The 16,300-nt window shown below is 61.2% G+C and carries 17 protein-coding genes and 5 tRNA genes; 10 read left to right on the top strand and 12 right to left on the bottom strand.

Features of this window, described 5'->3' with window-relative positions; genetic code table 11:
* Positions 1-10: 10 nt before the first annotated feature.
* The 6 genes from C0V73_RS10560 to C0V73_RS10535 form a co-directional block, all read right to left on the bottom strand.
* A tRNA-Arg gene (locus C0V73_RS10560) sits at positions 11-87 on the bottom strand.
* 30 nt (positions 88-117) lie between these two features.
* The gene (locus C0V73_RS10555) at positions 118-423 is read right to left on the bottom strand and encodes an ETC complex I subunit (protein WP_102020343.1); all 306 of its coding nucleotides are present in this window, start codon (positions 421-423) and stop codon (positions 118-120) included.
* Between the two features lie 350 nt (positions 424-773).
* Positions 774-1,145, bottom strand: a complete 372-nt coding sequence (locus C0V73_RS10550; protein ID WP_143708332.1) for a hypothetical protein — start codon at positions 1,143-1,145, stop codon at positions 774-776.
* A 288-nt stretch (positions 1,146-1,433) separates the two neighbouring features.
* Positions 1,434-1,510, bottom strand: a tRNA-Pro gene (locus C0V73_RS10545).
* A gap of 105 nt (positions 1,511-1,615) precedes the next feature.
* Entirely contained in the window at positions 1,616-2,080 is a 465-nt protein-coding gene (locus C0V73_RS10540; RefSeq protein WP_245407937.1) for a DUF192 domain-containing protein, read from the bottom strand.
* 16 nt (positions 2,081-2,096) lie between these two features.
* Entirely contained in the window at positions 2,097-2,675 is a 579-nt protein-coding gene (locus tag C0V73_RS10535; protein ID WP_102019953.1) for a cold-shock protein, read from the bottom strand.
* Between the two features lie 183 nt (positions 2,676-2,858).
* Here C0V73_RS10535 and gloA point away from each other — a divergent pair, with 183 nt between their 5' ends.
* The 5 genes from gloA (at position 2,859) to C0V73_RS10510 (ending at position 5,121) form a co-directional block, all read left to right on the top strand.
* On the top strand, positions 2,859-3,299 hold the full coding sequence (gloA, locus tag C0V73_RS10530) for a lactoylglutathione lyase (protein ID WP_102019952.1): 441 nt from the start codon (positions 2,859-2,861) through the stop codon (positions 3,297-3,299).
* A 103-nt stretch (positions 3,300-3,402) separates the two neighbouring features.
* Complete coding sequence (locus C0V73_RS10525) at positions 3,403-4,398, top strand: hypothetical protein (protein WP_143708331.1); 996 nt, start codon at positions 3,403-3,405, stop codon at positions 4,396-4,398.
* A 158-nt stretch (positions 4,399-4,556) separates the two neighbouring features.
* Positions 4,557-4,631 (top strand) — tRNA-Glu (locus C0V73_RS10520).
* A 171-nt stretch (positions 4,632-4,802) separates the two neighbouring features.
* Positions 4,803-4,877: transfer RNA gene (locus C0V73_RS10515), tRNA-Glu, on the top strand.
* A gap of 169 nt (positions 4,878-5,046) precedes the next feature.
* Positions 5,047-5,121: transfer RNA gene (locus C0V73_RS10510), tRNA-Glu, on the top strand.
* 36 nt (positions 5,122-5,157) lie between these two features.
* Here the strand turns inward: C0V73_RS10510 and recJ are convergent.
* The 5 genes from recJ to C0V73_RS10485 form a co-directional block, all read right to left on the bottom strand.
* Positions 5,158-6,963: a single-stranded-DNA-specific exonuclease RecJ gene (gene recJ / locus C0V73_RS10505; protein ID WP_102019950.1), complete on the bottom strand. Its 1,806-nt coding sequence runs from the start codon at positions 6,961-6,963 to the stop codon at positions 5,158-5,160.
* Between the two features lie 142 nt (positions 6,964-7,105).
* Positions 7,106-7,309 (bottom strand): hypothetical protein, encoded by a 204-nt coding sequence (locus C0V73_RS10500; protein WP_102019949.1) that lies wholly within the window; start codon positions 7,307-7,309, stop codon positions 7,106-7,108.
* 168 nt (positions 7,310-7,477) lie between these two features.
* Positions 7,478-8,797 carry a homoserine dehydrogenase gene (locus C0V73_RS10495; RefSeq protein ID WP_102019948.1) on the bottom strand — a complete coding sequence of 440 codons (1,320 nt, stop codon included), beginning with the start codon at positions 8,795-8,797 and terminating at the stop codon, positions 7,478-7,480.
* 71 nt (positions 8,798-8,868) lie between these two features.
* Positions 8,869-10,086 (bottom strand): LL-diaminopimelate aminotransferase, encoded by a 1,218-nt coding sequence (locus C0V73_RS10490; protein ID WP_102019947.1) that lies wholly within the window; start codon positions 10,084-10,086, stop codon positions 8,869-8,871.
* 230 nt (positions 10,087-10,316) lie between these two features.
* A complete protein-coding gene (locus C0V73_RS10485; RefSeq protein WP_102019946.1) occupies positions 10,317-10,727 on the bottom strand; it encodes an SHOCT domain-containing protein in 411 nt (136 codons plus the stop codon).
* Positions 10,728-10,887: 160 nt separating this feature from the next.
* Here C0V73_RS10485 and phaC point away from each other — a divergent pair, with 160 nt between their 5' ends.
* On the top strand, positions 10,888-12,720 hold the full coding sequence (phaC, locus tag C0V73_RS10480) for a class I poly(R)-hydroxyalkanoic acid synthase (protein WP_102019945.1): 1,833 nt from the start codon (positions 10,888-10,890) through the stop codon (positions 12,718-12,720).
* A 95-nt stretch (positions 12,721-12,815) separates the two neighbouring features.
* Here the strand turns inward: phaC and C0V73_RS10475 are convergent, their stop codons facing one another.
* Positions 12,816-13,145 carry a nuclear transport factor 2 family protein gene (locus C0V73_RS10475; protein ID WP_102019944.1) on the bottom strand — a complete coding sequence of 110 codons (330 nt, stop codon included), beginning with the start codon at positions 13,143-13,145 and terminating at the stop codon, positions 12,816-12,818.
* 79 nt (positions 13,146-13,224) lie between these two features.
* On the opposite strand from C0V73_RS10475, the gene C0V73_RS10470 reads away from it, so the two are divergent.
* The 4 genes from C0V73_RS10470 (at position 13,225) to radC (ending at position 16,194) form a co-directional block, all read left to right on the top strand.
* Positions 13,225-13,608 (top strand): helix-turn-helix domain-containing protein, encoded by a 384-nt coding sequence (locus tag C0V73_RS10470; RefSeq protein WP_102019943.1) that lies wholly within the window; start codon positions 13,225-13,227, stop codon positions 13,606-13,608.
* 18 nt (positions 13,609-13,626) lie between these two features.
* Positions 13,627-14,346, top strand: a complete 720-nt coding sequence (gene sfsA / locus C0V73_RS10465; protein WP_102019942.1) for a DNA/RNA nuclease SfsA — start codon at positions 13,627-13,629, stop codon at positions 14,344-14,346.
* 41 nt (positions 14,347-14,387) lie between these two features.
* The gene (gene map, locus C0V73_RS10460; RefSeq protein WP_102019941.1) at positions 14,388-15,212 is read left to right on the top strand and encodes a type I methionyl aminopeptidase; all 825 of its coding nucleotides are present in this window, start codon (positions 14,388-14,390) and stop codon (positions 15,210-15,212) included.
* Between the two features lie 211 nt (positions 15,213-15,423).
* A complete protein-coding gene (gene radC, locus C0V73_RS10455) occupies positions 15,424-16,194 on the top strand; it encodes a DNA repair protein RadC (RefSeq protein ID WP_245407955.1) in 771 nt (256 codons plus the stop codon).
* Positions 16,195-16,300 lie beyond the last annotated feature (106 nt).

Here is a 16,300-nt window from a genome sequence, read left to right as displayed (position 1 = left end):
ACTAGGGGAATGGCGATCCCTGTAGGGCTCGAACCTACGACCTAGTGCTTAGAAGGCACTTGCTCTATCCAGCTGAGCTAAGGGACCGTCTCGGGGCCGCGCGAAGCGGCAGAAATGTCAGTGCGTCCAGGGCTGAAGACGGTTGTAGCGGAAGTTGTCCGTGTAGGACACGACCTGGCGCTTGGCTTCCTTCGGCAGGATGACGCGGTATTCGATGCCTTCGCGCTTCGCATAGGCTTCGGCCTGTTCCAGCGTCTCGAAGGTCAGCTTTACCTGCTGGCGGGTGTCGCCAGATGTGGTGTAGCCCATCATCGGATCGATCTTGCGCGGTGCAGACTGGTCGAATTCCAGAACCCAAAGATGGGTCTTCGCCTTGCCGGACTGCATGGCGGTTTTCGCGGGGCGGTAGATCTTCGCAGACATGGCCTTATCCATCTCCAAGATTTTGCGGCAAGTTGCCCTGCCGCCGGACACCCGGCCCGCCGAATGCGGAAGGCCTTCCAATTCTGATCGGCGCGGCGAGATTCTAGACCCCATATCCATTGAAAAACAATGGCATTTATCCGCTGTTCGTAGATTGCTCGCGCACTACGAGACCGACTTTCTTCGAGGTTCCGTATATCCTCGTTGGAGCGCCTTCGCAACAGCATGATGGATGAATTGCAGAGCGGATGTCCATACTCACCTGATACCGCGACAGTCATCGAGACGCCACCTCTCTGCGGGCCGCGCAAACCAAATCAGCGCTGCCCTCACCTCGCGTATCGGGCAGCCTAGTTGGCCTTCTTCGGTATTTGCGCCGTCGAGGTTCCCGCCCAGGCCAGTTGATTGACGAAGGCGTTGCAGGCCTCGATCGGGCCCACGAGCATCACGGCGCTCATCAGATTGCTGTTCATCCGCTCGCGCGCTTTTTGAACATCCATCTCCGTCGCGCCGAGGGCGCGCGCACGGGCGAGATTTTGATCGGCATCCGAGCGCATGGCTGTCACGGCACCATAGCCGCCATAGGCCGGGCAATTCCGCGCAATTGCCTCCGCCGCAGCATGCCGGTTGAGATAGGCTTCCATCGGAGAAGCAGCCGGCTTCATCGTCTGGCAGCCAGTTACCACGAGCGCCATGGCGGCAATGGTATAGATATGTCTCATTATGATCGTCCCCACCCCTGGATACAACCATAAGGAATAAAGGGCGCGCATTACGGCAGCAAGGGGAAATTGTGGCGTCGCCACAAATGCACGCATGCTCTAACGCAGGCCGCAAAAGGCACGCGATTCGCCTACCGCTTGGAGATAAAAGTCGGGGCGGCGCACAGGCCTTGTCAGTATCGAGTTGGGAAGTTTTATTTGCCGGATGTCCGCCTGTTCGTCAGTTCGTAACAGCAGACTTTTGGGACCCTAGAACTCAGGATGTTCCTGATGGTCCGGCTCATTGCTTGGTCGGAGTGGAGAGATTCGAACTCCCGACCCTCTGGTCCCAAACCAGATGCGCTACCAGGCTGCGCTACACTCCGTTCAAGCAATGAAGCGGGAATACACGGTTCACCCCTCAGCCGCAACAGCAAAAAGCGGTTTGTTCGCGATTGAATCTTCAGGCGAAAACAAAGGCCGCTGCCCCGTCACTTGGGCAGGTCAAGCGGCAGCACCAGGCGGGCGGTCGGCTTGAGGCCGAGTTCGGCTGCATGGCCGCCGCGGATTTCAAGCGCATAACGCACCGGCTTGTCCGAGGACACGATCGCCTCGGAATAGGGTGTCGTGCGCTCGGCGATGCGGGCGATCTTGCCAGTATCGTCGATGAAGATCATGTCGAGGGATTCGGGAGTATTGGCCATCCACATGGTGACCATGCGCGTTTCGCCGAAATCAAAGAGCATGCCCGTACGGTCGGGAAGTGCCGGCCGCTCCATCAGGCCCCTCGCCCGCTGCTCGGCGGTCAAGGCCCATTCCACGTCCAGTGTGATGCGCTCCCCGGCTTCCGTCTCGAAGCTCAGTTGGCCGCGCTCAAAGACGACTTCGCTCAGTGCAACGCCGGCCAGAGAGAAAAACGCAAGAAGCGCCACGAAGGCGCTTCTGGTGATGGTCATCAGCTTGGTCATCGGCTCAGTGCGCACGCACGGCCGGGCCCGGATTGTCCGGGTGGATTTCGGCGGCCATCAGGCCCTTGTCGCCAGGCCCGAAGCGCACCAGAACCGTCTGGCCCGGGCGAAGCTCGGTCAGTCCGAATCGGCGAAGCGTTTCCATGTGCACGAAGATGTCCTCGGTGCCCTCGCCGCGCGTCAGGAAGCCGAAGCCCTTGGTGCGGTTGAACCACTTGACCAGCGCGCGCTCAAGACCGCTCGTCGGCGTCACCTGCACATGGGTGCGAACCGGCGGCATCTGCGAGGGATGAACGGCAGTCGACTGGTCCATGGAGAGGATGCGGAAGGCCTGGTAGCCACGATCACGCTTCTGGATGAGGGCGACGATGCGGGTGCCTTCGAGGATCGTCTGGTAGCCGTCACGGCGCAAACATGTCACGTGGAGCAACACGTCCTGCATGCCGTTGTCGGGGACGATGAAACCAAAGCCCTTGGCGACGTCGAACCACTTGACGACGCCGGTGATCTCCAGCAGGTCTACGGCTTCTCCGGACAGCTCTTCGTACTCGCCGAGCCCCTTTGATGAAATCCTGTCCGCCATTTCCCCAAGCCCCTCGAAAACGCGTCACATTGCTTAGTTAACTGATTCTTGAGATTCAGATTAACATTTGGTCAACGGATCTGCGCAAGCCCTAGTTTTACATTTCACCAGTTGCTTTTGCAGCCACAGCCTTGCTCGAAGCTGACGGCAGCCCCATATCGACCGCGTCAAAGGAGAACACCCATGCGTTACCTGCACACCATGGTCCGAGTGAAGGACCTCGAGGCCTCTCTGCACTTCTATTGCAACCTTTTCGGCCTCACCGAGATCCGCCGCTACGAGAACGAGAAGGGCCGTTTCACGCTGGTCTTTCTGACCGCCGAGAAGGATCTCGACAAGGCGAAGGTGGACATGGCCCCCTGCCTCGAGCTCACCTACAACTGGGATACGGAAGACTATACCGGCGGCCGGAACTTCGGTCATCTGGCCTATGAGGTCGACGATATCTATGCCATCTGCCAGAAACTGATGGACAATGGCGTCACCATCAATCGTCCGCCCCGCGATGGCCACATGGCATTTGTCCGCTCACCTGACGGCATTTCGATCGAGATTCTGCAGAAGGGCGAAAACCTTGCCCCGGCAGAGCCCTGGGCCTCCATGCCGAACACCGGCGCCTGGTAAGCACCACCGCCTCGCGCAAGTTTGCGCGCCTAGTCTCCAGTCTACACGAGGGCCGCCCCGGCGGCCCTTTTCCTTGCGCGCGAAGGTGACGACGGAGATCGACATGACTTGCTCATCCCAGCCCCCGAAACCCGCATTTGCGCTGATCGCTGTGTTCGCAAGCGCGCTGCTCGCGTCATGCCAGACCAGCGCTGACGAGGTGCTGTCGATCGGCGACGCGACACCGTCGGAAGAGGTTTCCGCAGCAGCACCCGGCGGCAAGTCGTTTCGGGATCCCTATGTGGTTTCCGTTTCGGGACAACCGGCAGCCGCCGCCATGCCCGCCGCGTCTCAAAACGAAACAGATCCCCCGCGCCTGAAACGCAAACCGGTTCCGCTGGCCGCGGCCTTTGCCGATATTGCCGAACCGCCGCCGGAAGTGCTTGCCCTTCAGCAGCAGGCTGCTCAGGGACAGGCGCAACCTGCCAGTCAGCCACAATCACAGGCTCAGGCGGACCTTGGTGAGATCACCATGCAGCCGACGGCGGTGAATGCCGGCAACAACAGCCTGTTCTCTGCCGGGCGGGCCAACCAGCCAAGCGCAGCGCAGACCGGTGACACGGGAACGGCCCAGGTTGCGGCAGCTGGGTCTGCGGCAAGCCCGAGCCTGGTGCCGGGTGACATGCCGACACTCGGCGTCAATGCCATGCGCAAGAGCCTGTTCAGTCCGTCTGCCGAACAGCAGGCATTGATGCAGCAACAGGCGCTTCAGGCGCAGACCTCGCAGCCGACAGCTGAAGGCCTGCCGCTCACCGAATCGACTGCGGTGCCGGCAGAGGAGCAGCCGGTTCTCAAGAAGCTCTCAGACCCGCGTCCCAAGCGGAAGATACTGGCCCTTCGCGAACCGACATCCGATGTGCCGGAACGCGTCCAGCTCACGCCTGATCAATTGCAGGCCATGGGTGCGGTCCAGGCGTTCGATCCGGCAGAGCCGCTACCGGCCGATGAACAGGTCGTGGCCGAGGCTGATGCGGGTCCGAAGAAGAAGGCATGGCTGCCCTCGCTCTCCGATCTCCTCAAAGGCGGAAAGAAAGCGGAGAAGGCTGCTGCGGCACCTTGATCCCAAGTCTTTCGAGAGTGGCTCAAGTCCTTCCAATCAAAACGTTTGTCGCTCGCGAGAGATCTGGATTTGATCGCTGTCACATTTTTTGCATGAAAGACATAAAAGCCGCTTGCGGTCCGGGAACAGCCTGATTATAAGGGCGCCACGAAGCAGACGCGCCCTTCGTCTATCGGTTAGGACACCAGATTTTCATTCTGGGAAGAGGGGTTCGACTCCCCTAGGGCGTGCCACTTCGTATCAGTCTCCCCAGCAGTTTAGTCGTCTACAGAGGCCTGTCGTGGACTGGCGTTTTCTGCCGAGTTTCGCCCGCTTTCCGCGCCTGATTTTTTCTCTCGAACTTCGCCAAGTTTCCGCTTGCGGTCATCCAGAGGCCTGACTATAAGGGCGCCACCGAAGCGCACGCGCCCTTCGTCTATCGGTTAGGACACCAGATTTTCATTCTGGGAAGAGGGGTTCGACTCCCCTAGGGCGTGCCACTTCGATCTTCCCTGACAATTCGCAACCTGTGGACAGCTTACGCGCAAGTGTTTGTTTGTGCTTGAGATACTGCCTCTGCGCATGCCTGTGGAAAAAATCGTCCCATGGCGTTTAAAGCCTCTTGCGCTTGCCGGAAGTTCCGGCCATAAGGGCGCCACCGAAGCGCACGCGCCCTTCGTCTATCGGTTAGGACACCAGATTTTCATTCTGGGAAGAGGGGTTCGACTCCCCTAGGGCGTGCCACTTCGATCTCCCCGACATCTGATCAAATCGTTCGCCTCACGGCGCCTTGGCGGCGTCCATGACGCGGAACTGAACGCGTCTGTTGCCTTGCCAGTGATCGGCGCTCAGGGTGCCTGCGACATGCACCTGGTTGCCACGGTTGTTCATCAGGAAATGGCCGAGGTCCGTTTCGGCTGCCCTAAAGGCGATCCCCTCCAGACGCTTTCCATCCATGCCTTCCAGCGTGATCTTTATGTGGGTCGTTCCCACGGGGCGAGCGTCTTTCAGCCGGTGCAGCGGCACGGCGAAGATGGGTTGCGGATGGCCCGAGCCATAGGGGCCTGCAGCCTCCAACTGGTCGACAAGCGCAAGTGTCGCGCCCGAGGCACCGATGGCGCCGTCGATCTTCAGCGTCTGGTTGGCGGCAAGCGCCGATACCTGAGACGTGGCCTGTTCGTCGAAGAAACTGCGCAGGCGTCCTAGATTCGACCGCTCGACCGTCAGGCCCGCCGCCATGGCATGCCCGCCGCCTTTGACCAGCAGACCCTCATCGACCGCAGCCCGGACCATCCGGCCCATATCGAACCCGTTGATCGAGCGGCCCGAACCGGTGCCTTTGCCCAGGGGATCGAAGGCAATGGCGAAGGCCGGGCGTTTGAACTTCTCCTTGAGCCTTGCTGCGAGCAGGCCGACGATGCCCGGGTGCCAGTTCTCCTTGGCGGTGACGATCACGGCTGCCCGCTCGCCCGTGCCGTATTCGGCCATCGCCTCGGCTTCTGCCTCGGCCAGCATGATGGCTTCCATCGCCTGGCGCTCACGGTTCAGTTCGTCGAGCTTTGCGGCGATCTCGTCGGCTTCTGCCGCGTCATCCAGCGTCAGCAGCCGGCTGCCGAGAGCGGCATCGCCGATGCGACCGCCGGCATTAATTCTGGGCCCGAGCAGAAAGCCGAAATGGTAGGGCGTCACGGGCCCGCCGATCCCCGCCACCCTCAGCAGAGCCGCCATACCGGCATTGTTCTGATGGCGGGCGGCGATCAGGCCCTTGGTCACATAGGCGCGGTTCAGGCCCTTCAGCGGCACCACATCACAGACGGTGGCGAGCGCCACGAGATCGAGCCAGGCGAGCAGGTCGAGGGAACGCGCATGGGGATGGCCGGCCTCTCGCAGAACCCGAAGTGTGGCCACCAGCACCATGAAGACCACACCGGCGGCGCAGAGATGACCCTGCCCCGACAGGTCGTCCTCACGATTCGGGTTTACCAGCGCATGACAGATCGGCATTTCGTGGCCCATCTGGTGGTGGTCGATGACGACAACGTCCACACCGCGCCGTTCGGCGGCCCCCAGCGCTTCGATGCTGGTCGATCCGCAGTCGACGGTAATCAGGAGGTTCGCGCCGCGCTCGATCAGCTGGTCGATGGCGGCAGCATTCGGGCCATAGCCTTCGAAGATCCGGTCCGGGATGTAGATCTCGGCCTCTATGCCGAAATGATGGAGAAAGCGGGCCATGAGCGCCGAGGACGCGGCCCCGTCGACGTCGTAGTCGCCGAAGATGGCGACTCTTTCCTTTCGATCGATCGCCTCCACGATGCGCTGCGCTGCCGCATCGCAATCGGTGAGCTTGGACGGGTCCGGCATGAGATTGCGAATGGTCGGATCGAGAAAGGCCGGCGCCTCGTCGACACCGACGCCCCTGCCGGCCAACACGCGGGCGACGAGCTCGGGAATGCCATGCAACTGGCTGATTGCAAGCGCACGGTTCTGGCCGGCCTGATCGGTGCGGGACATCCAGCGCTGACCGCTGGCGGAGTGTTCAACGCCGAGGAAGGCGCGGATGACGGGATCTACCGGTTCAGTCGACATTACTGCTCTTTGCGGGTGCGCAGGCGCTTGCAAGCCTGCACGACAGGGCCATGGGCGGCGGCACCGCCCTCACCCGTTCTATACCGATCGCAGAAAATCACCAGAGGCCGAAGCCCGAGAGCCACAAGGCTGAGCCGCAGCGTCAGGACATCAACCACGCGACCAGCGCAAAGGCGACGGCCATGAATGCGGCGAGGACAAACAGGAGAGCCCAATCGGCGCGTGTTTCGACGGAAGCCGCGGATTTTGAGCGCTCGCCTTCGCGAGACCGTGACGATTGATCGTCACTGTCCAGAACGCCGTCGGATAACTCAATCCACGGCGCTCTGCCTTTTACCAATCCCATCGACGAACTCCTCCCCAGGACCCGATAGAGGCTGGAGACTACGCCCGCATTAGACTTTTGGCGAGAGCCCAGGCAGGCAACCGCCAGGAATCATCTGATTAATGACGATTCTGCCATGGTCTGCCGGTTTAACGGCAGGCCGAAGGGCGCCACCGAGTCTCGTTCGGTTCAGGTTTTGGGGCGTTCGATGCGAATCACCTGCGGCTCGCCGATCAGGTAACCTTCGCCCTTGATGGCGCCGACGGCCTTGCGGACGGCACTTTCCATCGTCGCGTGGGTGACGAGGATGATCGTCTGGGGGCGATCCGGCGTCACCGGCTGCTTGGAATGCTGGACGATCGATTCAAGCGAAATGGCGTTCTCGGCCATCTTCGTTGCGATGCTGGCGAAGACACCGGTGCGGTCCTGAACGGTCAGGCGGATGAAGTAGCCACCTTCATGGCTCTGCATCTCGGCCTGACGATAGGGCTCAAGCAGATGGGCCGGACGGCCGAGGACGGGCACTTCCTGCGCACCCGGGCGGCTTTTCGCAATATCGGTGATGTCACCGAGCACGGCAGATGCCGTGGCATTGCCGCCGGCACCGGGGCCGACCATCAGCAATTCGCCGAGGATGTCGGATTCGAGCGCCACCGCGTTGGTCACGCCATCGACCTGGGCGATGACGCTGTCGAGCGGCACCATGGTCGGATGTACGCGTTGCTCGATGCCGCTCTCGGTCTTCTGGGCCACACCGAGAAGCTTGATGCGATAGCCGAGATCGGCCGCCGCATGGATATCCTCGATCGAGATGTTGGTGATGCCTTCGAGATAGATCTTGTCCGCCGAGATCTCGCAGCCGAAGGCCAGCGTCGTCAGGATCGACAGCTTGTGGGCAGTATCATTGCCTTCAATGTCGAAGCTCGGATCGGCTTCGGCGTAACCCAGGCGCTGGGCTTCCTTGAGGCAATCGGCAAAGGACAGGCCCTCACGCTCCATCCGGGTCAGGATGTAATTGCAGGTGCCGTTCATGATCCCGTAGATGCGGGAGAAATTGTTGCCGGTGAGCGACTCGCGCAGCGTCTTGATGACGGGAATGCCGCCAGCGACCGCCGCTTCGTAGTTCAGGAGGCGACCTTTTTCCTCGGCAAGCTTGGCGAGTTCAACGCCATGGCGCGACAGAAGCGCCTTGTTGGCCGTCACAACATGAAGACCGCGTCCAAGCGCTGCACGGACCGAGTCTTCAGCTGCCCCTTCAGAGCCACCGACGAGTTCGACGAAGACGTCGATGTCTGCTTGCTGGGCCATCTCCACCGGATCCGCATACCAGGTGATGCCGTCCATCAGGATGCCGCGATCCTTGGAGGCGTCGCGAGCCGAGACGGCAGTGACCACGATCGGGCGACCGCAAGCGACGGTCAGCGCATTGGCGCGGGTCTGGAGGATACGGACAAGCGAGGCACCGACGGTACCCAAACCCGCCACGCCGATTTTAAGGGCATTTGCCATGAGGCATTCCTGACGTCATCGAAAAGGAAGTGAGGCGGTCCTGACGGGACCGCCTGGGGCGCAACGTGGACTCAACGGTGGGCGTTGAGCGAAATCACGTTGTGCATGGTCTCGTCGGCCGTCGACAGGAACTTCTTGATGTTGCGAGCGGCCTGGCGGATGCGGTGCTCGTTCTCGACGAGCGCCAGACGCACATATTCGTCGCCCATTTCACCGAAGCCGATGCCCGGGGCAACAGCCACATCAGCCTTCTCGACGAGCAGCTTGGAGAACTCCAGCGAACCAAGATGGCGGAACTTTTCCGGGATCTTCGCCCATGCAAACATCGTGGCTGCCGGCGGCGGCACTTCAAAGCCAGCCTTGCCGAAGCTCTCGACCATCACGTCGCGGCGGCGCTTGTAGACGCTGCGCACTTCCGCGATGTCAGAGCCGTCGCCGTTCAGGGCGTGGGTCGCGGCCACCTGGATCGGGGTAAACGCGCCGTAGTCAAGGTAGGACTTCACGCGGGTCAAGGCCGAGATCAGGCGTTCGTTGCCGACGGCAAAGCCCATGCGCCAGCCGGGCATGGAAAAGGTCTTGGACATCGAGGTGAACTCGACGGTGCAGTCCATGGCACCCGGAACTTCGAGCACGGACGGCGGCGGATCGCCATCGAAGTAGATTTCCGAGTAGGCAAGGTCTGAGAGCACGATGATGTCGTGCTTCTTCGCGAAAGCGATGACGTCCTTGTAGAAGTCGAGACTTGCGACGCGCGCCGTCGGGTTCGACGGGTAGTTGATGATCAGCGCCAGCGGCTTCGGGATCGAGTGTTTCACGGCACGCTCGAGCGGCGGGAAGAAGGTTTCGTCCGGCTCGATCGAGATCGAGCGGATGACGCCGCCGGTCATCAGGAAGCCGAAGGCATGGATCGGATAGGTCGGGTTCGGGCAAAGAATGACGTCACCGGGTGCGGTGATCGCCTGCGCCATGTTGGCGAAGCCTTCCTTGGAACCCAGCGTCGCCACGACCTGCGTGTCGGGATTGAGCTTCACGTTGAAGCGGCGGGCGTAATAGGCCGCCTGGGCGCGGCGCAGGCCCGGAATGCCCTTGGACGAGGAGTAACGATGGGTGCGCGGGTCCTGAACCACTTCGCAGAGCTTGTCGACAATCGCCTGCGGAGTCGGAAGATCGGGATTGCCCATGCCGAGGTCGATGATGTCGGCCCCACCGGCTCGCGCGCTCGCCTTCAAACGGTTGACCTGTTCGAAAACGTAGGGCGGCAAACGCCGGACTTTGTGAAACTCTTCCATCTTCAACCCCTGAAACCGCGCGGCTCATAAACCGCGGCAGGCGCGCTCGTTTTCCCAGTGACCACACGCTCCGCAACGAACCGCAAAACCGGATGCGCGTGATGATATCTCAATCAAAGCGCTCGCAGGAAAATTTGTCGCAAATCCGACGCAAGGCCTGAATCGCCGACGAAATTTTATGTCAAAAACGCCTCGGTTGCTTTGCGAAAAAAACGCCGCCAGCGCAAGCCTTAATTGGCGATCTGCGCCTGGGTTTCCGCGCCGTGCTGGGCCGCGAGCTTGCGCAGTTCCGAAAGCTTCGCCTGATACTCGGCCTCGGAGATCGCGCCCGACTTGCGGGCAGCACCAAGCGAGGTCAGCTGAGCCTGGAGTGCGGTCGCTTCCTCGTTGCTCATTTGGACGCTTGCGGCGTTCAGCGAGCCGGCAAAATTCGGATAGCCGTCGGCATAAGCAGGACGCACGGCCGGCGCTTCCGGATTGTCAGGATCCTCGACATTCACCTGGAGTGCCGCAGGGGCCGCAGCAACCGTCGGGGTGGCAGGCGGAGCGGACTGGCAGCCGGCACCCGCCATCGTCGCCAGAAATGCGGCGATCAACGCCCGGCCCGAGAAACCCGAAAAATTGAACTTGCTGTGCACCATGGCCCCGACCGCCCGCGTTCGCGCGCAAAACTGACATTTCTCAAGGGCGCAACCGTCGATCATCATCGAAAGACTATGCGCCAATCGCTGGAACTTGTAGTCGTTTTCATGCAGGATAGGCAAACACAAAAGACACCAGAACAATCCTGGGGAGGATGGCATGGACAGGACGCGGGAAGAGGCCGAGGCGGGTGCCGCGTTCGATCCGAAGCTGATCGAGCCTTATATCATCAAGGATCCGCAGGCCTTCGCCGTCAACGCCGCCAAGGCGCTTGAGAACCTCGGCAAGGCCGCATCCGTGTGGCTGAAACCCCGTGAAACCGGCGAAATCGTCGATCCCGTTTCCGAGCCGGTGGCCGAGCTCGTGAAGATCATGGGCAAGGTGGCGGAATACTGGATGTCCGACCCGAAACGGACGCTCGAAGCGCAGACGCATCTGCTCAACGCGGTCTTCATCGTCTGGAGCCGGTCGCTGGCGCGATTCGCAACGCCGGAACAGCCGCTCGCCGATCCGTTCCCCAAGGACAAGCGCTTCTCCGACGAAGACTGGGAGCGCAATCCCTTCTTCGACTTCCTCCGCCAGACCTATCTCGTTTTGTCGCAATGGGCAGAGAAGATGGTCAATGATGCCGGTGGCCTCGACGAGCATACGCGCCACAAGGCGAACTTCTACATGCGGCAGCTCACGGCAGCACTTTCGCCCGCCAACTTCGTTGCCACCAACCCGCAGCTTTATCGCGAGACCGTGGAGAGCAGTGGTGCGAACCTCGTCAAGGGCATGCAGATGCTGGCCGAGGACATTGCCGCCGGCGGCGGAGATCTCAGGATCCGCCAGACCGATACCAGCAAGTTCGCGGTCGGCGAGAACATGGCAATCACGCCGGGCAAGGTGATCGCCCAGAGCGACATATGCGAGGTCATCCAGTACGAGCCGACGACAGAGACGGTGCTGAAGCGCCCTCTCCTCATCTGCCCGCCCTGGATCAACAAGTTCTACATCCTCGATCTCAATCCGCAGAAAAGCTTTATCAAGTGGTGCGTCGATCAGGGCCACACGGTCTTCGCCATCTCCTGGGTCAATCCGGACGAGCGGCACGCGAGCAAAGACTGGGAAGCCTATATCCGCGAGGGCGTCGATTTCGCGCTCGACACGGTGGAGAAGGCGACCGGCGAAAAACAGGTGAACGCGATCGGCTACTGTGTCGGCGGAACTCTGCTTGCTGCGGCCCTTGCCCTGCATGCGCAGGAGAAGAACAAGCGGATCGCCAGCGCAACTCTGTTCACCACGCAGGTGGACTTCACCTATGCCGGGGATCTCAAGGTCTTCGTGGACGAAGAGCAGCTGTCGGGCCTCGAAGAGCGGATGAAGTCGACGGGCTATCTCGACGGTTCGAAAATGGCAGCAGCGTTCAACATGCTGCGATCCTCCGAGCTGATCTGGCCCTATTTCGTCAACAACTACCTTAAGGGCCAGGATCCGATGCCCTTCGACCTGCTCTACTGGAACTCCGATTCGACCCGGATGGCGGCAGCGAACCACTCCTTCTATCTGCGCAACTGCTACCTCAACAACACGCTGAGCCAGGGCAAGATGCAGCTTGCCGGCAAGACGCTGTCGCTGAAGGACGTGAAGATCCCGATCTACAATCTCGCGACCAAGGAAGACCACATCGCGCCGGCGAAGTCGGTCTTCGTCGGCAGCAGCCTGTTCGGTGGGCCGGTCGATTTCGTCGTCTCAGGCTCGGGCCACATCGCCGGCGTCGTCAATCCGCCGGACAAGCAGAAGTACCAGTTCTGGACCAATGGGAAGGTTGCCGGCACCTACGAGGACTGGATGGCGAACGCCAAGGAGACGTCAGGCTCCTGGTGGCCGCATTGGCAGATCTGGGTGGAAGATCTCGCCGACGAACGCGTCCCGGCCCGCAAGCCGGGCGGAGACGCGCTCAATGCGATCGGCGATGCGCCGGGACGGTATGTTATGGCGAGGGTCTAGAATTCCTGAGAAGCAACGAGCCGTCTCGGCTCGAATGCTTCAAAATGCCAGTACCTCACCCGCAAATTCCGCCGGGTCGATCCTGAACTCCGCGGTCATGGCGCGATCTCCACGCTGGTTATCGCCCCGCTTTCGGTCACGAAGCTGTAGCGCAAGGTGATCGGACTGCCTGGAAAATTGCCGGAGACTTCGGCAGTGGCGATCACGGTGTCACCGTCGGCTTCAACGGTCAGCAGTTCGGAGCGGTCATCGTAGGCGGCTATGGTCTGCATCATCCAGGCGCGGATTTCTTGCGTCCCGCGATGCGTGCGGCTTTCGTCTCGGACGACGGCATCATTCGAAAATCCGGACAGCGCTAGCGCGAAATCGCGCGCATTCCTGCCTTCGAAATAAGCCTTAACCGGCCCGGTCATTGTGTTCGACATGGGATCAGATCTTTCGTTTTTTAGAGTGCGAAAGAGCGGCGCGCTTGCTCGAGGGCGAAGATGGCGATACGCTCGCAGAATGACAAGAACGGACGAAAAAGTAAGGTACCCACTAAAAAGTAAGGATGCCTTTCTGACGCCTGCCGACGGGGCCGAAGGCGTGGAGAATGTCCTGCGGATCCTTGAGGGACGGTGGAAGCTGGTGATCCTGTTTCATCTCTTCGGCGGCGCGGTGTTGCGCTTCTCGGAGCTCGAGCGATCCATCCCGGGAATATCGCAGAAGATGTTGATCCAGCAGCTCCGCCAAATGGAGAGCGACGGCATTGTCCGTCGGATCGTCCATCATCAGGTGCCGCCCAAGGTGGAGTATTGTCTGACGGACTGGGGACAGGCGCTCTGCCCTGCCCTTGATGCGCTGCTGACCTGGGCGATCAACAAGCCCGATGCCGATCCGGCCGCTTAAGCCTCTGCGAAGACAGCTATGATCTTCTCCCCACCCCTCATCCCTGCCCGGCTCGTGCGCCGCTACAAGCGCTTCCTCTTTGACGCCGTCCTCGAAGACGGCACCGAACTCACCGGGTTCTGCCCCAATACCGGCTCCATGCGCGGCCTGACAGAACGGGGATCGCGGATCTGGCTATCGCGCCATGACACCGCGACCCGAAAATACGCCCATGCGCTTGAACTGGTCGAAGCGGACGGCACGGTGGTCGGTGTCAACACGGCCCTGCCCAATCGGCTGGCGGAAGAGGCAATCCTCGCCGGGCTCGTTCCGCCGCTTGCGGGCTTCCGGACGCTCAAACGCGAGCAGCGTTACGGCCGCAATTCGCGGATCGACATTTTGTTGGAAGACGAAACCAAGGGCAGCGTGCATGTCGAGGTGAAGAACGTGCATTTCATCCGAGAGGCAGGTCTTGCGGAGTTTCCCGACAGCGTGACGACCCGAGGCGCCAAGCACCTCGACGAAATGGGCGACCTCGTTGAGGCTGGCCGTCGTGCGGCCATGCTCTTCATCATCCAGCGCGCCGACTGCGACCGCTTGAGAATCTGCTCGGATCTCGACCCCGGTTATGGCCGCGCCTTCGCCCGTGCGATTGCCCGCGGTGTGGAGGCCTATGCCGTGCGCTGCCACCTCGATCAGGGCAAAATCGTGCCTGAAAGCCTCATCCGGATAGACGAAGACGGGCTTGGTCGTTTATGAACGGCCAAAGCTCCTAGATTAGAACTTGCGAAAGCCACCCCATGGTCACCTATATCGACGCGGCGACGGCACCGCTGAAGAACACCGGCGCGATCCGTCTCTATGGCGCAAACGATTTCGAAGGCATGCGCCGCGCCTGCCAGTTGACCGCGCGCTGCCTCGATGCGCTGGCGCCTATGGTCAAGCCTGGTGTCACGACAGCCGCGATCGACCGGTTCGTCTTCGAGTTCGGCGCCGATCACGGCGCCCTGCCCGCGACCTTGAACTATCGCGGCTACAAATATTCTGTCTGCACCTCGATCAACCACGTCGTCTGTCACGGGATGCCCGATGACAAGCCGCTGCGCGATGGCGACATCGTCAACATCGACGTGACCTATCTGCTGGATGGCTGGCACGGTGATTCCAGCCGCATGTATCCGGTCGGCCAGGTCAAGCGGGCGGCCGAACGGCTGATGGAAGTCACCTATGAATGCCTGATGCGCGGTATCGCTGCCGTCCGTCCGGGCGCGCGCACGGGTGCAATCGGCGAAGCGATCCAGACTTATGCTGAGGCAGAGCGCTGTTCGGTCGTGCGCGACTTCTGCGGCCACGGCGTCGGACGCCTCTTCCACGACAGCCCCAACATCCTGCACTACGGAAAGTCGAACGAAGGTCCGGAACTCCGCGAAGGCATGATCTTCACCATCGAGCCGATGATTAATCTCGGCAAGCCGCATGTGAAGGTGCTGTCCGACGGCTGGACTGCGGTCACCCGCGACCGGTCGCTGACGGCGCAGTACGAGCACACGGTGGGCGTGACGGCCAATGGCTGCGAGATCTTCACCCTTTCGCCAACAGGGCTCGACCGGCCCGGCCTCGGGTGAGGCAACAGCGTCGGCACAGCTTACCGCAACTTGAACTTGCGCACGGCGGCAGTCGTGTCACTATATCCGTGCGGCTTTTCAGCCGCTCGACCATGAGGGTCAGGATTGGGGTGGCATGACGAGCAAGCTTCCGTTTTCAGACGAACCCTTGCGCCACGAGGGCGCGACAGCACAACCGGCCGGTGATCTCTTCGGCGCAGGCCAAGCGCAGATGAGGGACGGCGCGGACGAGCGCAGCTTCTTCGCCGAACAGCCGACGCGTGAGAGCAATCTGGCGAAGGCCGCCTCGACACGCGCCACACTGCAGCCAGAGGCGCATTACCTTGGCCATCGGGAACGGCTACGCAGTCGGTTCCGCGAAGGCGGCGAGACAGCGCTTGCCGATTACGAGATCCTCGAGCTCCTGCTTTTTCGGCTCATCCCGCGCCGCGACACGAAACCGATCGCCAAGGCACTGCTGGCACGGTTCCAGACGCTTGCCGGCGTGCTCGGCGCGCCTCCAGCCTTGCTGCAGGAGGTCAAGGGCGTGGGTGAGACAGTTGCGCTCGACCTGAAGCTGATCGCCAATGTCGCCCAGCGCATGCTGAAGAGTGAGCTTCGCGAAAAGCAGGTTCTGTCTTCTTGGTCGTCGGTGATCGACTACTGCCATGCCGCGATGGCCTATGAGACGACGGAGCAGTTCCGCATTCTCTTTCTCGATAAGCGTAACGTGCTGATTGCCGACGAGATCCAGGGGCGCGGTACCGTCGATCACACGCCGGTTTATCCGCGCGAGGTTGTCAAACGGGCGCTCGAACTGTCTGCGACCGCTATTATCTTGGTGCACAACCATCCCAGTGGCGACCCGACACCGTCGCGGGCGGACATCGACATGACCCGGACCATCGTCGAGACCGCCAAGCCTCTCGGTATCACCGTTCACGACCACATCATTATCGGCAAGGATGGTCACGCCAGCCTCAAGGGCCTGCGGCTGATCTGACGGCCAGGCGCCTTTGGGCACCCCCAGATCGGGGGTGCCCCAACCCTTTGGCCCCTCCAGCATGATAACGAAACGGTGACGTTGCCCTGTCATACTGCTTCTTGAT

The organism is Rhizobium sp. TH135 (assembly GCF_002855515.1).
Classification (GTDB): domain Bacteria; phylum Pseudomonadota; class Alphaproteobacteria; order Rhizobiales; family Rhizobiaceae; genus Allorhizobium.
Note: the sequence above shows the minus strand (reverse complement) of the source record. Positions and strands in the feature narration are given on the sequence as shown.